Consider the following 16,388-nt stretch of genomic DNA (forward strand, 5'->3'; position numbering starts at 1 on the left):
GCCTTCGGCGTTAGCCGAAGTTGCGAAGCGTAGAGTTGCTTGCAACTCGTAGCTCGCAATGCCCCGTAGCGACACCGGAAGGAGGGAACCCGAAGCGCAGCGTAGGGCCCCTGGTGGGGCGAGACCTTTTGGTTACTTTTGGGGCGTTTGCCAAAAGTGACCCGCCGTAAGGGCGGAAAGGTGACTCAGCGCCACCACCGCCAATGGATATGTACTCAAACCCGAGGGCCTCATCGCGGGGCAAGCCCGCTCCCACTGGTAGTCAACCAGCTCGGGCAAACCGATAAGTAGTCACCCCACACAACACCAACCCCGCCACCGCTAGCGCCCCCCCGACCAGCCCGATATTGCCCAACCCCATGTGCACACTCACCAGACTACCGATCAAAGCCCCCGCCCCGATCCCAATGTTATAAATCCCGGAAAACATCGCCATCGCCACATCCGTCGCATCGGATGCCAGAATCAACACCTTCGACTGCAGCGCCAGACTGAAACACATGATCGAAATCCCCCAGAACACACTCAGGGAACCGAGCCAGGCAAAGTCCCCCGACAACGGCAGCAGCAACGACAGACAGCCCGCCAGCATCGCAATCGCAGCCAGCAGAAACCCGTTGGGAAAACGTTCACTGTAGCGACTGAACAGCACCGACCCGAACACCCCGGCCCCGCCAAACAGCAACAGCAGCACCGTCGTCAGCTCGCCACCAATCTGCGCGACATTCAAGGCAAACGGCTCGATATAACTGTAAGCGGTAAACTGCGCAGCAATCACCAGCGCCACCAACCCATACACCGTCACCAGCGCCGGGCGCTTGAACAGCACCGGCACACTGCGCAACGACCCTGAATTCTGACTGGGCAACAGCGGCAGCGACCTGACCAGCCAAACAAGGGTCGCCAACGCCACCCCGGCAATCGCCAGAAAGGTGATCCGCCAACCCAGCGCCTCGCCCACTACCCGCCCCAATGGAATACCCATCACCATCGCCAGCGTCGTACCGGTCGCCAGCAGCCCCAGCGCCTTGGCCTGCTGCCCTGGCGGTGCCACCCGCACCGCCAGGGAGGCCGTAATCGCCCAGAACACCGCATGCGCCAAGGCAATCCCGATCCGGCTGAACAACAGCATGGCGAAACTCTGCGCCATCCACGACAGCAAATGGCTGACGATAAACAGCACAAAGACAATGATCAGCAGCTTGCGCCGCTCGACATTGCGCGTCAGCAGCATCATCGGCAGCGACGCCAGGGCCACCACCCAGGCATAGATCGTCAGCATCAGGCCGACCTGGGCAGTGGACATGTCGAAACTGCTGCCAATGTCACTGAGCAAGGCCACCGGCACAAACTCGGTGGTATTGAAGATAAAGGCCGCCAGGGCCAGGGCGATCACACTGAGCCAGCTGCCGGCTCGCGCATCCACGGGGGTATTCATCGGTGGGGGTGTTACTCCAGATCGTTTGCAGACGCCAGGCAAAACATTGCGCCCAGCCTGAAGCACCCATGCCCGTCGGGCCTGAGTGGAAGCGTGTGCGCTGAGGAATTGGTTATAAGTATGCGGGGTATCGCTTGCTGCCAAGGATAGTACGTCAGGCCCCGGCCAGTCACAACCGCGCCGCAGACGATTGGCCTGGCGCACGAGGGCAGATTTCAGCGGCGCTGCTACACTGAATTCGCCGAAAGGAGGATTGCACCATGTCCGAAAAAGACATCACCACGCTACTGACCCTGATCGACCACCGGCAAGCCACGCTGGCCTCGGCCTGCAAGGAAATTGCCGACTGGATCGACCGTCAGGGCGACGTACCGGTCGCCGGCCGCATCCGCGCCAGCCTCAAGGCGGTGGAAGCCGACGAAGCCCTGGTCAAGAAAACCCTGACATCGCTGAAGGTTGACCGTCCCCTGCCGCGTTTTCGTTGAGTAACGGCTGCAGGCTCGAACGGATTGCCGAGACATTCGCGAAGTCACCCGCTCTGACATAAGCTCAATCAGGCTTCATGGCTGTGCTGCCGCGTGTTCCCACTCTCACGAGGTCTCGTCATGCGTAACCTATTGCTTGTCGCACTGCTCGTCGCCAGCCCGCTGGCACTCGCCAAAACCGAATGCACCACTGCCGACAAGAGCCAATGGCAGGATCAGGCCAAGTTTCAGGAAGGCCTCAAGGCTCAAGGCTATGACATCAAGAAGTTCAAAGTAACCGATGGCAACTGCTACGAAATCTACGGCTGGAACAAGGATAAGCAAAAGGTCGAGATCTACTTCAACCCCGTCGATGGCAAAGTCGTGAAGTCAGAAATCGAGGACTGAGGTGAGCAACGACACCCTGCGCCTCTGGGATCCTTTAGTACGGTTCTGTCACTGGTCGCTGGTGCTGGCCTTTGTCGGCGGTTATTTCTTTACCGAAGAAGGTGATGGCTGGCACCGCTGGCTGGGGTATTACGCCGTGGCCATTGTGCTGACTCGTACTGTCTGGGGTTTCGTCGGCACGCCGGCAGCGCGCTGGAAAGACTTCTGGCCGACGCCGGCGCGGCTGAAGCGGCATCTGCATGCCCTGTTCAACGGCGAGGACTACCACCGTCTGGGGCACTCCCCTCTCGGCGCACTGGTCATGGTGCTGATGCTGGCGCTGATGTTCGGCCTGGGTGTGAGCGGGTTTCTGCTGGAGGAAGTGGATTATTTCTGGGGCGAAGATCTGCCGCGGGATATCCATGAGTACATGGCCAACACCTTGCTGGCGCTGGTCTGTGTGCATATCACCGCGGCCGTGATCGAAAGCCTGCGCCTGAAGGAAAACCTGCCGTTGTCGATGATCACCGGCAGGCGTCGCAAGCGTTAGCCTCAGAAACGGTAGTTGGTGCTCAACTCCAGGGTGCGAGGCGCGCCCGGTGTGATCAGGTCAACCGAACCATGGGCCGAGGCATAGTAGTCACGGTCAAACACGTTGCGCAGGCGCAGCGCCGCGTCCCACTTCGGCTGGTTGTACAGCAAGGCTGCATCCACAGTGGTGTACGACGGCATCACCACCACGTTGTCCAGCGAGGTGTAGCGCTCATCCACATAGTTGGCGCCCATGCCCACTCGCCAGGTTTCGCTCAGCGAACGCACCAGCCACAGGTTGGCGCTGGTGCGCGGGGTCAGGGTCGGCGTCTGGCCTTCGTTCGGCACACCATTGGTTTTGCTGTTGGACTTGGTGATTTCCGCATCGAGGAAGGCGAAGCCACCATACACCTGCCATTTGTCCGTCAGCTGACCACTGACCGTGGCCTCGAAACCATCGGTACGCTGCTCACCCGCCAGCACCAGATTGGCCGGGTTGGCCGGATCGGTGGTTTTCATGTTGGTGCGTTCCAGGCGGAACAGCGCAGCGGTCACCGCCAGGCGACTGTCGAGCAGATCCCACTTGGCGCCCACCTCATAGTTGGTGGTTTCCTCTGGTTCCAGGCCCTGGTTGCCGGTGCTCAAGGCGAACACTTCGGAAGACGGCTGGTAGGAACGGCTCACCGACACGTAGTAGGACTGGATCTGATCCGGCTGGTACACCAGGCCGACGCGTGGGCTCCAGGTGGTGTCGGTACGCGACAGCTCGGCGCCCTTGAGGTCATCGTCATACTCCTGGTCGAAGACGTCGTAGCGCACCCCGACCAGGGCCTTCCACTGCGGCGCCAGTTCGATCAGGTCCTGCACATAGAAACCTGCAGTGTCCTGGGTAGTGGTGCCTTTGGCGGTCTGCTTATTTGCCTGAAACGGCACATCCACCAGGCCATCACGGAATACCGGCACCTGGGCCACGTTGTTCTGGCTGAACACCGACTGGTCCTTGACTTGGCGACCGAGTTCCACACCGTACAGCAGGTTGTGGTTCATCCCGGCCAACTGCGCCTGGTGCTTGAGTTCGGTCTGGTTGAACCAGCCGTCTTCAGTGCGCTGCACGTTGCCGCGGTTCAACTTGACCAGCAGTTCGCCATTGCTGCCGGTGACAAAGCGCGTGGGGCTGGAGTCAGCCAGGGTGTTATTGCGGTCCAGGTCGTAGTGGTAGTAACGGCTGGTATTGCTCAGGGTGAAGTCGTCGTTCAGGCGATAATCGACACCTGCGGTAAAGGAGAAGACTTCGCTACGGGCGTAGTCATCGTCTGGATCGGCAGCGCCGAAACGCTTATCACGGTCGACATCCACCGGACGATCGCCCAGGGCCGGAATACCAAAATCGATCAGGCGCTTGTCATACAGGTAGGTGGCTCCCACGGTCAGGTCGAGGTCGTCGGAGAGCTTGAAGTAAGCGGTTGGCGCAATGGCCTTGCGGTCAATGTAGCCGTCATCGCGGAAGGTGTCGCTGTCTTCCAGGGCCCCGGTAATACGGAACGCTTTGTCGCCCTGCTGTTGGTCGGCCCAACCGGCATCGAACTGGGTGCGGCGTTTGCCTTCGCTGTCGAAGCTCACCCCGACTTCCTGTACCGGGCTGAAGTTGGGCTTTTTGCTCACGCTGTTGATCAGGCCGCCGGACGATCCACGCCCGTACAGCACCGCCGCCGGGCCCTTGACCACTTCCACCCGCTCGACGTTGGAAAGGTCACGGTAGTACAGCGCATCGTCACGCAGGCCATCGACATACATGTCGCCAATGGCGCTGAAACCACGAATGGTCACCTGGTCGCGCTGGCCGTCGCCGTTGGACAGGCCAATACCGGGCACGTTCTTGAGCACGTCTTCCATCGACTGCGCGCCCTGATCCTTGATCACACTTTGCGGCACGACGTTGACCGTCTGCGGAATGTCGCGCAGCGGTGCATCGATCTTCAGTGCGGTTTTGCTTTCACTGGCCTTGTAGCTCTGCTCTTCGTAACTGCTGTTGACCGAGGTCGCCGGAATGGCCAGGGTTTCGGCCTGCAGCGCTGGAGCAACCAGCACGCTCAGCACAGAAAGGGAAGCCGGGCGAATACGCGAAAGTGCCACCATGAATTCCTTGTTTGTAAAGATTGTAAAGAAGGACGTAAATGGTAACGATTTGTAAATGAGAAGAGAATACTAATGCGACGCAATATTTTGATAGCGCGCACAAAAAAGCCAGGCTGCCGTCCTTGACAGCAGCCTGGCTTTAGCAAGCCGGTTAACGCACGATCAATGCATGTGCTCGTGACCGTGCATGGCTTCGGCATTCAGGGCACGTACTGGCGCCTTGACCTCAAGGGTCTGCTTCTGGCCCTTGGCGTCTTCAATCACCAGGGTCAGGGGCACCTGCTCGCCTTCCTTGATCTGCTGCTTGAGCTTCATCAGCATCACGTGATAACCGTTGGGGTCGAGGCTGACCGCCTTGCCGGCGGGCAAATCGACGCTGTGCACCTGCTTCATGCCCATGACATCGTTATCCATGGTCATCTGGTGCACCTGGACGATTTCGGCCACCGGCGACTGCACATCCACCAGCTTGCTGTCGCTGCTGGCGGTGAGGGTCATGAAGGCGCCGGTCGATTGCTGGTGCGGCACAGTGGCACGCACCCAGGCGTCTTTGACGCTGGTGTCGGCCATGGCTGGCAGTGCCAGGCCAATCAGGGCCAGCGCGGCCAGGGTGCGTTTGAACGGTTGGGCTGAATTGCGCATCAACATACCTCCATGACCGTGAGCAGATCTTCCGTACACTCTTTGGCGGTCAGTGAATGGGACAACCCCAGGCGCAACTGGCCACGGGAATCGAAGACGTAACTGGTCGAGGTGTGCGAGATGGTGTAAGTGTCGCCACTGGGCACCTTCTCGTAGAACACACCGAATTCCTTGGCGGCCGCGGCAGTCTCTTCGAGAGTACCGGTCAGCGCTACGAAGGAAGGGTCGAAGGCCTTGACGTAGGCATCGAGCACCTCGGGGGTGTCGCGTTCCGGGTCGAGGCTGATGAACACCACCTGCAGGAAACCGCCATCGCGGCCCATCAGCTTCTTGATCTGTGCCGCGCGCGCCAGGGTGGTCGGGCACACCGCCGGGCACTGGGTGAAGCCGAAGAACACCATCGGCATCGAGCCCCAGAAGCTGGACAGCGTACGTGGGTTGCCCTGGGTGTCCTTGAGTTTGAAGGAGCGGCCGAGGATCTTGTTGCTCATGTCCTTGCCGTATTTGAAATCGAGCGCACCACCGGAGCGGGGGTCGCAACCTGCCAGAACACCGAGGCTCAGCAGGCTGATCCCGGCCATGACCTGGCGCCGGGTCAGTAAATCAGTCATGTAACCATCCTTTCGGGAAGGTGTTGCGCCTCGCGCACGAGGCCTGTCGAGAAAGCGCGACATTTTGTCATGGGGGTCTGCCAAGGTTCCAGCATCTATCGCCCCGTACGTCTGTATCCCTTTATTTTCGGGGTGCGGCCCGTTGTCGCAGAATGTGACAAGAACCTCAATCGGACTGCTAAGCACTTTTCGTTGCCGGAAAGCTTACCGCTATCGCTATATATTTTTGTATATTGCGATGCTCACGATCAGGCCGGGCGAGTACGCAGATGGAAAACATGCGGTATCAGGACCCTGCCGACACGGCAGGCGGCGCACTTTACGTCAGCGATAGACAGGCGGAGAAAAAACCCAATGAGCCGGGCCGGCGCAACCGCGCGCTGATTTTGCGCGTCGCCGCCAAAGCCTTTGCCCGCAAGGGCTTTGCCGCCACCACCTTGAGCGAAGTGGCCGAGCTCAGCGGCTTGCCCAGGGCCAACGTCGCCTACTACGTCCACTCCAAAGAAAACCTCTATCAACAGGTGCTCGACAGCGTCGCCCAGCGTTACCTGGATGCCTTTGCTCATTTGCGCCCGGCAAACGACCCGCTTGAGGCCGTAGATCGGCTGATTCGCGCCAAACTCAGAATCATCCGGACCCGGCCCTGGGCGGCTCGGGTCTTTGTTGCCGAGATGATGCACGGCGCCCGGCACCTGCCCGCCGCTCACGCCCAGCGCCTGCAGGACGAAATCCAGCAGGGCGTGGCATGCCTGCAGCAGTGGATCGACGATCGCCAACTAGCTGCCGTCGACGCCCGCCACCTGCTGATCAGCCTGTGGGCCACCACCCAGGCGTATGCCAACTTCGGCGCACACCCGAGCGCCGACGGCTGCACAGGCAAAACACGCGATGCCGAGCTGGACAGCGCGGTCGCCAGCATCACCCGCCTGGTGTTGCACGGGGTATTACCCGGTTGAGCGCAGCATGCCCTGACAGACAGCCTTGATCTCCATTACCATATCGGCCTTCGGGCGCAGCCCCTTCTGCGCCCAACCGATTAAGTCCATGCCATGCCTTTCGAACTTAGCGTAGATCTGACCACCCTCGCCATTCTCGCCGCCGTTGCCTTTGTTGCCGGATTCATCGACGCCATCGCCGGTGGCGGTGGCCTGTTGACCACCCCCGCCCTGCTCACCGCCGGCATGCCGCCACATCTGGTACTGGGCACCAACAAACTCAGCTCGACCTTCGGCTCGGCCACCGCCGGTTTTACCTATTACCGGCGCAAACTGTTCCACCCGGAGCAGTGGCGCCACGCACTGGGCGGCACTTTTGTCGGCGCCCTGATCGGCGCGGTGGTCGCGCACTACCTGCCGGCTGAGTGGCTGAACAAGATGCTGCCGGTGATCGTCTTCCTCTGCGGGGTCTACCTGCTGTTCGGCGGCACGCCCAAGGCGCCGCTGGATGCCGATGTGCCGGTGAAGAAGAAATGGCAACTGCCCCAGGGCCTGACCCTGGGTTTCTATGATGGTGTGGCCGGGCCTGGTACCGGTGCGTTCTGGACCGTCAGCACCCTGCTGCTCTACCCCATCGACCTGGTCAAGGCCAGTGGTGTGGCACGCAGCATGAACTTCGTCAGCAACGCTGCGGCCTTGTCGGTGTTCATCTTTTCCGGGCAGGTCGACTGGCTGGTCGGCTTGTCGATGGGTTCGGCACTGATGGTCGGCGCCTTTTTCGGCGCGCGTACCGCCATCAGTGGCGGCAGCAAGTTCATCCGCCCGGTGTTCATCACCGTGGTCCTGGCCCTGACCGTGCGCCTAGCGTGGCAGCACTGGTTCGGCCAGGCCTAAGCGCCGCGCCACATAGAGGTCGATCAGGTACCGGGCAATCGAGCGCCCCGCCGGCAACGGCGGCAGCGCATCGACCCGGAACCACTGCGCATCTTCGATCTCATCCGCCTGCATGACAATCTCGCCCCCGGCGTACTCGGCATGAAAACCGAGCATCATCGAATGCGGGAACGGCCAGCACTGGCTACCGACGTACTGGATGTTCTGCACCTCGATCGCCACCTCTTCGCGCACCTCGCGCACCAGGCAGTCCTCGGCCGACTCGCCGGGCTCGGCAAAACCCGCCAGGGTGCTGTAGACCCCGGTGACAAAGCGCGGTGAGCGCGCCAGGAGAATTTCGTCGCCGCGAGTGATGAGCACGATCATGCTCGGCGAAATACGCGGGTAGCTGCGCAGGTCACAGGGCTGGCAGTACATCGCCCGCTCCAGGTGGATCTGGCTCATGGCCTGGCCACAACTACCGCAGAACCGGTGCTCGCGGGCCCAGGTGGCGATCTGCGCCGCATAGCCGAGAATCTTGTAGGTGTCGAAGTCGCCTTCGAGCATGAACTGACGCAACCCGCGCCAGCTGCAACCGGCCAGCGCTTGCGGCTGGCGCAGTTCAAGCAGGTACACCGGCTGACCATCGAAATGGCCGATACCGTGCTCGAACAGCACGTCCAGTTCCTGACGCTTGAGCCAGTCGCGCGGGAACAGCGCACCGTTGTCGTCAACCAGGAAACCCTCGCTGCAGCGCGCGACCGCCCAGCCGCCAGCGAGGTTTGTGTCCAGTACCGCGGTGGTCCAACGCACAGCCATGTTCCGGTTCCTTGCGCGGGCCCGCCGCTGCAATCAGTCGGCGAACTCGGGTTTCTGTTTGCTCATGTGGGCGGCAACGGCCACCCGCAGATCGGTGGATTGCAACATGGCAGCGTTCCAGGTGGCAATGTACTCCAGGCCATCGTCGATTCGGTGATCGCGCATATAGCTGAGCATTTCCTTGGTACCGGCCACGGCAATGGGGGATTTTCCCGCAATTTCAGCGGCAATGGCAAAGACTCCTTCGAGCAATGCCTGATGGTCATCGTAGACCCGATTGACCAGGCCGATGCGCTGCGCCTCTTCAGCTTCGACAGTACGCCCGGTGTAGGCCAGCTCGCGCATGATGCCATCGCCGATGATGCGCGGCAGGCGCTGCAGCGTACCGACGTCGGCCGCCATGCCCATGTCGATTTCCTTGATCGAGAACTGTGCGTCGCTGCTGCAGTAGCGCATGTCGCAGGCCGAGACCAGGTCGATGGCGCCACCGATGCAGTAGCCCTGGATCGCTGCCAGCACCGGCTTGCGGCAGTTGTCCACGGCATTGAACGAGGCCTGCATGCGCAGGATGGTGCGGCGCAGCAGGCGCGCATTACGGCCGACGTCCTTGCCCAGTTCATTGGCCAGCGACGCCAGCATCATCAGGTCGATGCCGGCGGAGAAGTGTTTGCCGGCGCCGCTGATGACCACCGCGCGGACCGCATCGGTGTCATCGATCCATTTGAAGATCTCGACGATTTCGCTCCAGAACGGCGCGTTCATCGCGTTGTACTTTTCCGGGCGGTTGATCTGCACGTGGGCGATGTTGTCGTTGAGTTCGACCTTGAATGCCTGGTACTCAGTCACAGTGCTCTCCTTGAAGGCGGCGAGGATAATCGCAGGACTATAACAAGGCACCCGCATCGCCGAAGGCCGCGCTTGTGCCAAAACCGGGACTTTTACCTTGATCTGAGCGCCTGTATCCGGCACCTTGCGCTCCTGTTGAATTATTAGGATACATTTACATGTCCCGCTCCCTGGCCGGCGCCCTGGCCCATAACTTCCTCGGGCAATCGCCCCGCTGGTACAAGGCCACCCTGTGCCTGTTCCTGCTGCTCAACCCGTTGCTGCTGATCACCCTCGGGCCGGTGGTCACCGGTTGGGTGCTGGTGATCGAGTTCATCTTTACCCTGGGCATGGCGCTCAAGTGCTACCCGTTGATGCCGGGTGGCCTGCTGGTGGCCGAGGCCCTGGTGCTGGGCATGACCACGCCCCAGGCGCTGTATGACGAGCTGCAGCACAATTTCCCGGTGATCCTGCTGCTGATGTTCATGGTTGCCGGCATCTATTTCATGAAGGATCTGCTGCTGTTCGTGTTCTCGCGGATTCTCCTCGGGGTGCGCTCCAAGGCGTTGCTGGCCTTGCTGTTCTGCTTTCTTTCGGCCTTTCTCTCGGCGTTTCTCGATGCCTTGACCGTTACCGCGGTGATCATCAGTGCGGCGGTGGGTTTCTACTCGGTGTACCACCGGGTCGCCTCGGGCACCAACCCGCGGGAAGAGTCGAACCTCGATAGCGATCACAACATCGCCCAACTGCAACGCGACGACCTGCAACAGTTTCGCGCCTTCCTGCGCAGCCTGCTGATGCATGGCGCTGTCGGCACCGCGCTGGGTGGTGTCTGCACCCTGGTGGGCGAGCCGCAGAACCTGCTGATTGGCCACGAGATGGGCTGGCACTTCGGCGACTTCTTCCTCAAGGTTGCCCCGGTGTCGTTGCCGGTGCTGGCCGCCGGCCTGGTGACCTGTGTGGTGCTGGAGAAGCTGCGCTGGTTCGGCTACGGCACCCTGCTGCCAGACAACGTGCGCCAGGTGCTGGCCGCTTATGCCGCTGAAGACGATGCCCAGCGTACTTCGCAGCAACGTGCTGCGCTGCTGGTACAAGGCCTGGCCGCACTGATCCTGATTGTCGGCCTGGGCCTGCACATTGCCGAGGTGGGCCTGATCGGCTTGCTGGTGATCGTGCTGATCACCGCCTTCACCGGCATCACCGACGAGCACCGCCTGGGCCGTGCCTTCCAGGACGCCATGCCGTTCACCGCGCTACTGGTGGTGTTCTTTGCAGTGGTTGCGGTGATTCATGACCAGCAACTGTTCACCCCGCTGATCCAGTGGGTGCTGGCGCTGCCGACTGATCAGCAACCGGGCATGCTGTTCATTGCCAACGGCTTGCTCTCGGCGATCAGCGACAACGTGTTCGTCGCCACCATTTACATCACCGAGGTCAAACAGGCGTTCCTCAATGGCCATATGAGCCGCGAGCACTTTGAGACCCTGGCCGTGGCGATCAACACCGGCACCAACCTGCCGAGCGTGGCGACCCCCAATGGCCAGGCAGCTTTCCTGTTTCTGCTGACTTCGGCGATTGCACCGCTGATTCGCCTGTCATACGGGCGGATGGTGTGGATGGCCTTGCCTTACACCGTAGTGATGGGCGGGTTGGGCTGGTGGGCGGTGACTTACTGGCTGTAACGGCATCGCAAGGACCACTGCTTTTTGTGGGAGCCAGCCTTGCTGGCGATGCCCGGCGCCGCCGGGCCAGGGCCGCTTAGCGGCCCATCGCCGGCAAAGCCGGCTCCCACATTGGCCGGCACTCCTGGCTTTTCCATCAACCTATCGGGTGCCACACCCGCCGATCGCGGGCCAGCAACTCGTCAGCCGCCGCCGGGCCATCGTCTCCGGCGGCATAGGGCTGAACCTCCCCACCCTCCTTCCACGCATCGAGAAACGGCTGCACTGCACGCCAGCCGTTCTCGATGTTGTCGGCGCGCTGGAACAGCGTCTGATCCCCGGTCAGGCAGTCATAGATCAGGGTCTCGTAACCCGTCGAAGGCTGCATCTTGAAGAAGTCCTTGTAGGCAAAACCCAGTTCGATGTTCTCCATCGCCAGCGCCGGCCCCGGGCGCTTGGCCTGCAGGTCGAACCACATCCCTTCGTTTGGCTGGATCTGGATACGCAGGTAGTTGGGCTGCAAGCGCTCGACCTCGGTATCGCGAAACTGCGCATACGGCGCCGGCTTGAAGCAGATGGCGATCTCCGTGTCGCGCACGCTCATGCGTTTGCCGGTGCGCAGGTAAAACGGCACACCGACCCAGCGCCAGTTGTCGATCATGACCTTCAACGCCACATAGGTTTCGGTCTGGCTGTCTGGATCGACCCGCGGCTCTTCGCGGTAACCGGGCAACTGTTTGCGCCCCTGCTTGCCAGCGGTGTACTGACCACGCACCGAGTTCTTCAGCGCCATGGTCTTCGACCAGGGCCGGATGGCGCCGATGACCTTGGCTTTCTCGCTGCGCACTGGGTCGGCACCGAACGCCGCCGGTGGTTCCATCGCGACCATGGCCAGCAACTGGAACAGATGGTTGGGCACCATGTCGCGCAGGGCACCGGTGCTGTCATAGAAGGCGCCACGGCTTTCCACGCCGACGGTCTCGGCCGCGGTGATCTGTACGTGATCGATGTAATGATTGTTCCAGAACGCTTCGAAGATACCGTTGGAGAAGCGGCTGACGAGGATGTTCTGCACCGTCTCCTTGCCCAGGTAGTGATCGATACGGTAGATCTGCTTTTCGCTCATGACCTTGAGCAGGCAGGCGTTGAGCGCCTCGGCGCCGGCCAGGTCCGAGCCGAAGGGTTTTTCCACCACCACCCGGCGAAAGCCTGCGTTTTCATCGAGCAGCCCGGCTGCGCCCAGGCGCTGGACGACCTCGCTGAAAAAGCGTGGCGAGGTAGCCAGATAAAACACCGCATTGGCGCTGGGGTTCTTCTCGATGCGCCGGGCAATGGCCTGATAGGTGGCGTCGTCGAGGAAGTCACCGGTCTGGTAACCGATGCGCTTGGCCAGCCGGCTCCAGTGCTTTTCATCCAGGCAGTTGGCGCCCTGGCTGGCTTTGTCGCGCTCACGCATGAAAGCTTCCAGGCGTGCGGCGAATTCGGCGTCGCTGGCGGCGTTGTGGTCCACCCCGACGATACGCAGGTTTTTATCCAGCAACCCGTCGCGGCTCAAGTTGTAAAGGGCCGGCATCAACAGGCGCTTGACCAGGTCGCCATTGGCGCCGAACAGAAACAGGGTGCAAGGTGGCGCAGCTTCGATCGGTATATGGCTCATTCGGCTTTCTTCTCGACGTGACCACCAAAGCCAAAGCGCATGGCCGAGAGCATCCGGTCGGCATAAGTACCCTGTTGCTGGCGTGAGCGAAAGCGCGCGAACAAGGCGCTGGACAGCACCGGTACGGGAACCGCCTGCTCCACTGCGGCATCGATGGTCCAGCGGCCTTCGCCACTGTCGGCCACCGAGCCGCTGTAGCCGCCGAGCTGCGGGTCGGCGACCAGCGCGTCAGCGGTCAGGTCCAGCAACCAGGAAGTGACCACGCTGCCGCGGCGCCAGACTTCGGCGATCTCGGCGACATCCAGATCAAAGCGCTGCTCGACCGGCAAAGCCTCGCTGCCCTTGCTCTTGAGAATGTCGAAGCCTTCGGCATAGGCCTGCATCAAGCCGTACTCGATGCCGTTATGAATCATCTTCACATAATGTCCGGCACCGGCAGGACCGGCATGGATGTAGCCCTGCTCGGCTCGTCCGGCCGGGCCGTGGCGCCCGCGGGTACGGGGAATGCTGCCGACGCCGGGCGCCAGGGTGGCGAACAGTGGATCGAGGCGCTCGACGACTGCTTGCTCGCCACCGATCATCATGCAGTAGCCACGTTCCAGGCCCCAGACACCGCCCGAGGTGCCGACATCAATGTAGTGCAACTGACGTTTGCCCAAGTCCGCAGCGCGGCGGATGTCGTCCTTGTAGAAGGTGTTGCCGCCATCGATGATCACATCGTCGGCGTCGAGCATGTCAGCCAGCTGAGCGATGGTCTGCTCGGTCGGCTCGCCGGCTGGCAGCATCACCCAGACCGCTCGCGGTTTTTTCAGTTTGGCCACCAGCGCGCCAAGGTCGTGCGCGCCATTGGCGCCCTCTTCCTCCAGTGTTTTCACGGCGCTGTGGTCGCGGTCATGCACCACCGTACTATGGCCGCCACGCATCAAGCGTCTTGCGATATTGCCGCCCATGCGGCCCAGCCCCACGATTCCCAGTTGCATGTGCCGATGCTCCCATGACTGTTGAAAATGGACCGTTCAGGCCTTCAAGGTTAGTCCAGCCTGCGAGTGCTTGGTTCATCGACGAGCGGCAAGACAGCGAGAAACAAAAAAGTTCCCATACCGGCGAAAAGAATTCAGAATCGCGCCCGACCGAGCGGCTACGCTTGTAACAAATCCCAGCCCTTCGCGAGGTATGCAATGGCCACCCTTCTACCGAAAATGCCGCCCCAGACCCTCTACGTGACGGTACACCGGGATGAACTGCGTCGTTTGCGCGAAGAACGCGACCGCCTCCAGCAGCAAGTGGCGCAGTTGAACCAGCAATTGCAGCAAGCCCAGGCGGGCAATCCAGCCACACTCGCTTGAATCACCTCTGAAGTTGTCGAGAGCGCTTTGCTGCCATGCAGCGAAGCGCCTTCTGTGTCTGTGCAGTTTGTGCAACGCCGATTCTCCCCCCCCCGCCGTTATCAACCAGATACCTCCCAGCAAGCATCGAGCCGTCCGGCAAAAAATGCCCAGTGTTCTCCTGCCTGGAAGCAAAGTGACCAACGGGTCACATTTTTCACAATTTGTCTCCTACACTCAGTATTCGGCCACGAGATTGTCCGGAAAATACGACAGAAAAAAGTCGAACTTTCTGAAATCGCAGTAGGTCAGCAAGTTATGAGGCCTACATTTCCGGGCATCCGGACGAGGCCTAAACACCCCATTTCGCTTCACCACGCCGTCGGCTGGATCGCCGCATCGCGTAGCGCTTGCGCGCAAGGTTTACGGGCATGGACGCAAGGTTGCTTCCACACACAGAGAGACGCTTAGCAGACACACAACAACGGGTGCCCACACCCGCCACATAGGGACGGAGAGAAGTATGATCAGTGCCGCTGTCGAACCTCATGTAGAGCATTTCACCCCGGACAACCGTGCGCCTGTGAGCACGGACTTCAACACGACAGCCAAGGCACCCGGCGCCGATTCCCGGCACAATCCGAACAAGCGCAAAGTCTTGTTCGTCACTTCGGAAATCGCCGACCTGGTCAAGACCGGCGGCCTGGGCGACGTATCCGCCGCTCTGCCGCGAGCAATGCGCCATCTGCATGATGTACGCGTGTTGATCCCCGGTTACCCGCAGGTACTGGAAAGCGAAAACCCCATTCACCTGGTCGGCGAACTGGGTGGTCATGCGGCATTGCCGCCGTGCAAGATCGGGCGCATGGACCTGGCCGACGGCCTGGTCATCTATGTACTGATCTGCCCGGAACTGTATCAACGCGAAGGCACTCCCTATGGTGCCAACAACGGCCGTGACTGGCCGGACAATCACATTCGCTTCGCCCGCCTGGGCCTGGCCGCCGCCGAGATCGCGGCAGGTGAAGGCATGGTTCACTGGAAGCCCGACCTGGTCCACGCCCACGACTGGCCCGCAGGCCTGGCACCGGCCTACATGCACTGGCGCGGCCTGCAAACCCCTACCCTGTTCACCATTCACAACCTGGCTTATCAAGGTGTGGTCAGCCGCGCCTGCTGCCCGGAACTGGCGATTCCCGCCCATGCCCTGCAGCAGGAGGGCATGGAGTTCTACGGCAAGCTGTCGTTCCTCAAGGCCGGTCTTGCCTACTCCAGCCACATCACCACGGTCAGCGCCACCTACGCCCGGGAAATCACCACCCCTGCCTTCGGCTGCGGTCTTGACGGTTTTCTCGGCAGCAAGGCGCAACAAGGCCTGCTCAGTGGCATTCCCAACGGCATCGACGAAAGCTGGGATTCGGCCAGCGACCCGCACCTGGCTCACCCCTTCAGCCTCAATGACTGGGACGGCAAGGCGGTCAACAGCCGTCAGGTGCGCGAGCTGTTCGAGCTCAAACCTTCCAACGGGCCGCTGTTTGCCGTGGTCTCCCGCCTGGTCTACCAGAAAGGCCTGGACCTGACGCTGGGGGTGGCCGACTACATTGTCAGCCAGGGTGGCCAGATCGCGATCATCGGGCGTGGCGAACCGGAAGAAGAACAGGCCATGCGCGAACTGGCCCTGCGTCACCCCGGCCAGATCGGCGTGCGTATCGGCTTTAACGAGACCGATGCCCGGCGCATGTTCGCCGGCAGCGATTTTCTGCTGATGCCGTCGCGCTACGAGCCTTGTGGCCTGAGCCAGATGTATGCGCAACGCTTCGGCTCGCTGCCGGTCGCGCGCAACACCGGCGGCCTGGCCGACACCATTGAAAACGGTGTCACCGGCTTTCTGTTCGACGAGTCCACGGTCGAAAGCTACCGCGAGGCGCTCAGCCGGGCCTTCTATGTGTACGGCAAAAAAGACCTGCTGGGCGCCATGCGCTGCCTGGCCATGACCCAGCCGTTCAACTGGTGCCAGGCGGTGGAACCCTATGCGCGGTTGTACGAGGAACTGGTCGAGCGGGCGCAGGTGACAGGACGCTGAG

Annotated in this window: 16 protein-coding genes; 8 read left to right on the top strand and 8 right to left on the bottom strand. The window is 61.3% G+C overall.

The annotated features are described in order from the left end of the window. Positions 1 to 262 precede the first annotated feature (262 nt). Positions 263 to 1,438, bottom strand: a complete 1,176-nt coding sequence (locus tag AC07OF_RS24845) for a sugar transporter (protein WP_495073612.1) — start codon at positions 1,436 to 1,438, stop codon at positions 263 to 265. A 260-nt stretch (positions 1,439 to 1,698) separates the two neighbouring features. On the opposite strand from AC07OF_RS24845, the gene AC07OF_RS24850 reads away from it, so the two are divergent. The 3 genes from AC07OF_RS24850 (at position 1,699) to AC07OF_RS24860 (ending at position 2,839) form a co-directional block, all read left to right on the top strand. After that, positions 1,699 to 1,923, top strand: a complete 225-nt coding sequence (locus AC07OF_RS24850) for a hypothetical protein (RefSeq protein ID WP_038611868.1) — start codon at positions 1,699 to 1,701, stop codon at positions 1,921 to 1,923. Positions 1,924 to 2,043: 120 nt separating this feature from the next. Then, positions 2,044 to 2,310, top strand: coding sequence for a PepSY domain-containing protein (locus AC07OF_RS24855; protein WP_157192999.1), 267 nt, complete (start codon positions 2,044 to 2,046; stop codon positions 2,308 to 2,310). A gap of 1 nt (position 2,311) precedes the next feature. Beyond that, on the top strand, positions 2,312 to 2,839 hold the full coding sequence (locus AC07OF_RS24860) for a cytochrome b/b6 domain-containing protein (protein WP_476446842.1): 528 nt from the start codon (positions 2,312 to 2,314) through the stop codon (positions 2,837 to 2,839). Positions 2,840 to 2,841: 2 nt separating this feature from the next. On the opposite strand, the gene AC07OF_RS24865 is transcribed toward AC07OF_RS24860, so the two are convergent. The 3 genes from AC07OF_RS24865 to AC07OF_RS24875 form a co-directional block, all read right to left on the bottom strand. Further along, entirely contained in the window at positions 2,842 to 4,956 is a 2,115-nt protein-coding gene (locus tag AC07OF_RS24865; protein ID WP_157193001.1) for a TonB-dependent receptor, read from the bottom strand. Between the two features lie 162 nt (positions 4,957 to 5,118). Beyond that, complete coding sequence (locus AC07OF_RS24870; protein WP_262405497.1) at positions 5,119 to 5,598, bottom strand: copper chaperone PCu(A)C; 480 nt, start codon at positions 5,596 to 5,598, stop codon at positions 5,119 to 5,121. Then, the gene (locus AC07OF_RS24875) at positions 5,598 to 6,209 is read right to left on the bottom strand and encodes an SCO family protein (RefSeq protein WP_038611884.1); all 612 of its coding nucleotides are present in this window, start codon (positions 6,207 to 6,209) and stop codon (positions 5,598 to 5,600) included. The genes AC07OF_RS24870 and AC07OF_RS24875 overlap by 1 nt, the downstream gene beginning before the upstream one ends. A 269-nt stretch (positions 6,210 to 6,478) precedes the next feature. Here AC07OF_RS24875 and AC07OF_RS24880 point away from each other — a divergent pair, with 269 nt between their 5' ends. Both AC07OF_RS24880 and AC07OF_RS24885 read left to right on the top strand, forming a co-directional pair. After that, complete coding sequence (locus AC07OF_RS24880) at positions 6,479 to 7,165, top strand: TetR/AcrR family transcriptional regulator (RefSeq protein WP_476446841.1); 687 nt, start codon at positions 6,479 to 6,481, stop codon at positions 7,163 to 7,165. A gap of 93 nt (positions 7,166 to 7,258) precedes the next feature. Next, positions 7,259 to 8,038, top strand: a complete 780-nt coding sequence (locus AC07OF_RS24885; protein WP_342622468.1) for a TSUP family transporter — start codon at positions 7,259 to 7,261, stop codon at positions 8,036 to 8,038. Here AC07OF_RS24885 and nudC read toward each other — a convergent pair. Both nudC and AC07OF_RS24895 read right to left on the bottom strand, forming a co-directional pair. Continuing rightward, entirely contained in the window at positions 8,006 to 8,836 is an 831-nt protein-coding gene (gene nudC / locus AC07OF_RS24890; protein WP_157193003.1) for an NAD(+) diphosphatase, read from the bottom strand. The two genes, AC07OF_RS24885 and nudC, sit on opposite strands and share 33 nt — an antisense overlap. 33 nt (positions 8,837 to 8,869) lie before the next feature. Continuing rightward, positions 8,870 to 9,682, bottom strand: coding sequence for a crotonase/enoyl-CoA hydratase family protein (locus AC07OF_RS24895; protein WP_157193004.1), 813 nt, complete (start codon positions 9,680 to 9,682; stop codon positions 8,870 to 8,872). Positions 9,683 to 9,840: 158 nt separating this feature from the next. Here AC07OF_RS24895 and nhaB point away from each other — a divergent pair, with 158 nt between their 5' ends. Continuing rightward, entirely contained in the window at positions 9,841 to 11,343 is a 1,503-nt protein-coding gene (gene nhaB, locus AC07OF_RS24900) for a sodium/proton antiporter NhaB (RefSeq protein WP_157193005.1), read from the top strand. Positions 11,344 to 11,479: 136 nt separating this feature from the next. Here the strand turns inward: nhaB and zwf are convergent, their stop codons facing one another. Continuing rightward, positions 11,480 to 12,979, bottom strand: a complete 1,500-nt coding sequence (gene zwf, locus AC07OF_RS24905; protein ID WP_495073613.1) for a glucose-6-phosphate dehydrogenase — start codon at positions 12,977 to 12,979, stop codon at positions 11,480 to 11,482. Continuing rightward, positions 12,976 to 13,959 (bottom strand): phosphogluconate dehydrogenase (NAD(+)-dependent, decarboxylating), encoded by a 984-nt coding sequence (gene gnd, locus AC07OF_RS24910; protein WP_191831594.1) that lies wholly within the window; start codon positions 13,957 to 13,959, stop codon positions 12,976 to 12,978. Before gnd ends, zwf begins: the two co-directional genes overlap by 4 nt. 198 nt (positions 13,960 to 14,157) lie before the next feature. Between gnd and AC07OF_RS24915 the strand changes: the two genes are divergently transcribed. Continuing rightward, positions 14,158 to 14,325, top strand: a complete 168-nt coding sequence (locus tag AC07OF_RS24915) for a DUF6026 family protein (RefSeq protein WP_198325363.1) — start codon at positions 14,158 to 14,160, stop codon at positions 14,323 to 14,325. 502 nt (positions 14,326 to 14,827) lie between these two features. Next, complete coding sequence (gene glgA / locus AC07OF_RS24920; protein WP_495073614.1) at positions 14,828 to 16,387, top strand: glycogen synthase GlgA; 1,560 nt, start codon at positions 14,828 to 14,830, stop codon at positions 16,385 to 16,387. Position 16,388: the final 1 nt, after the last annotated feature.

The organism is Pseudomonas sp. GW821-FHT10B02, assembly GCF_059415665.1.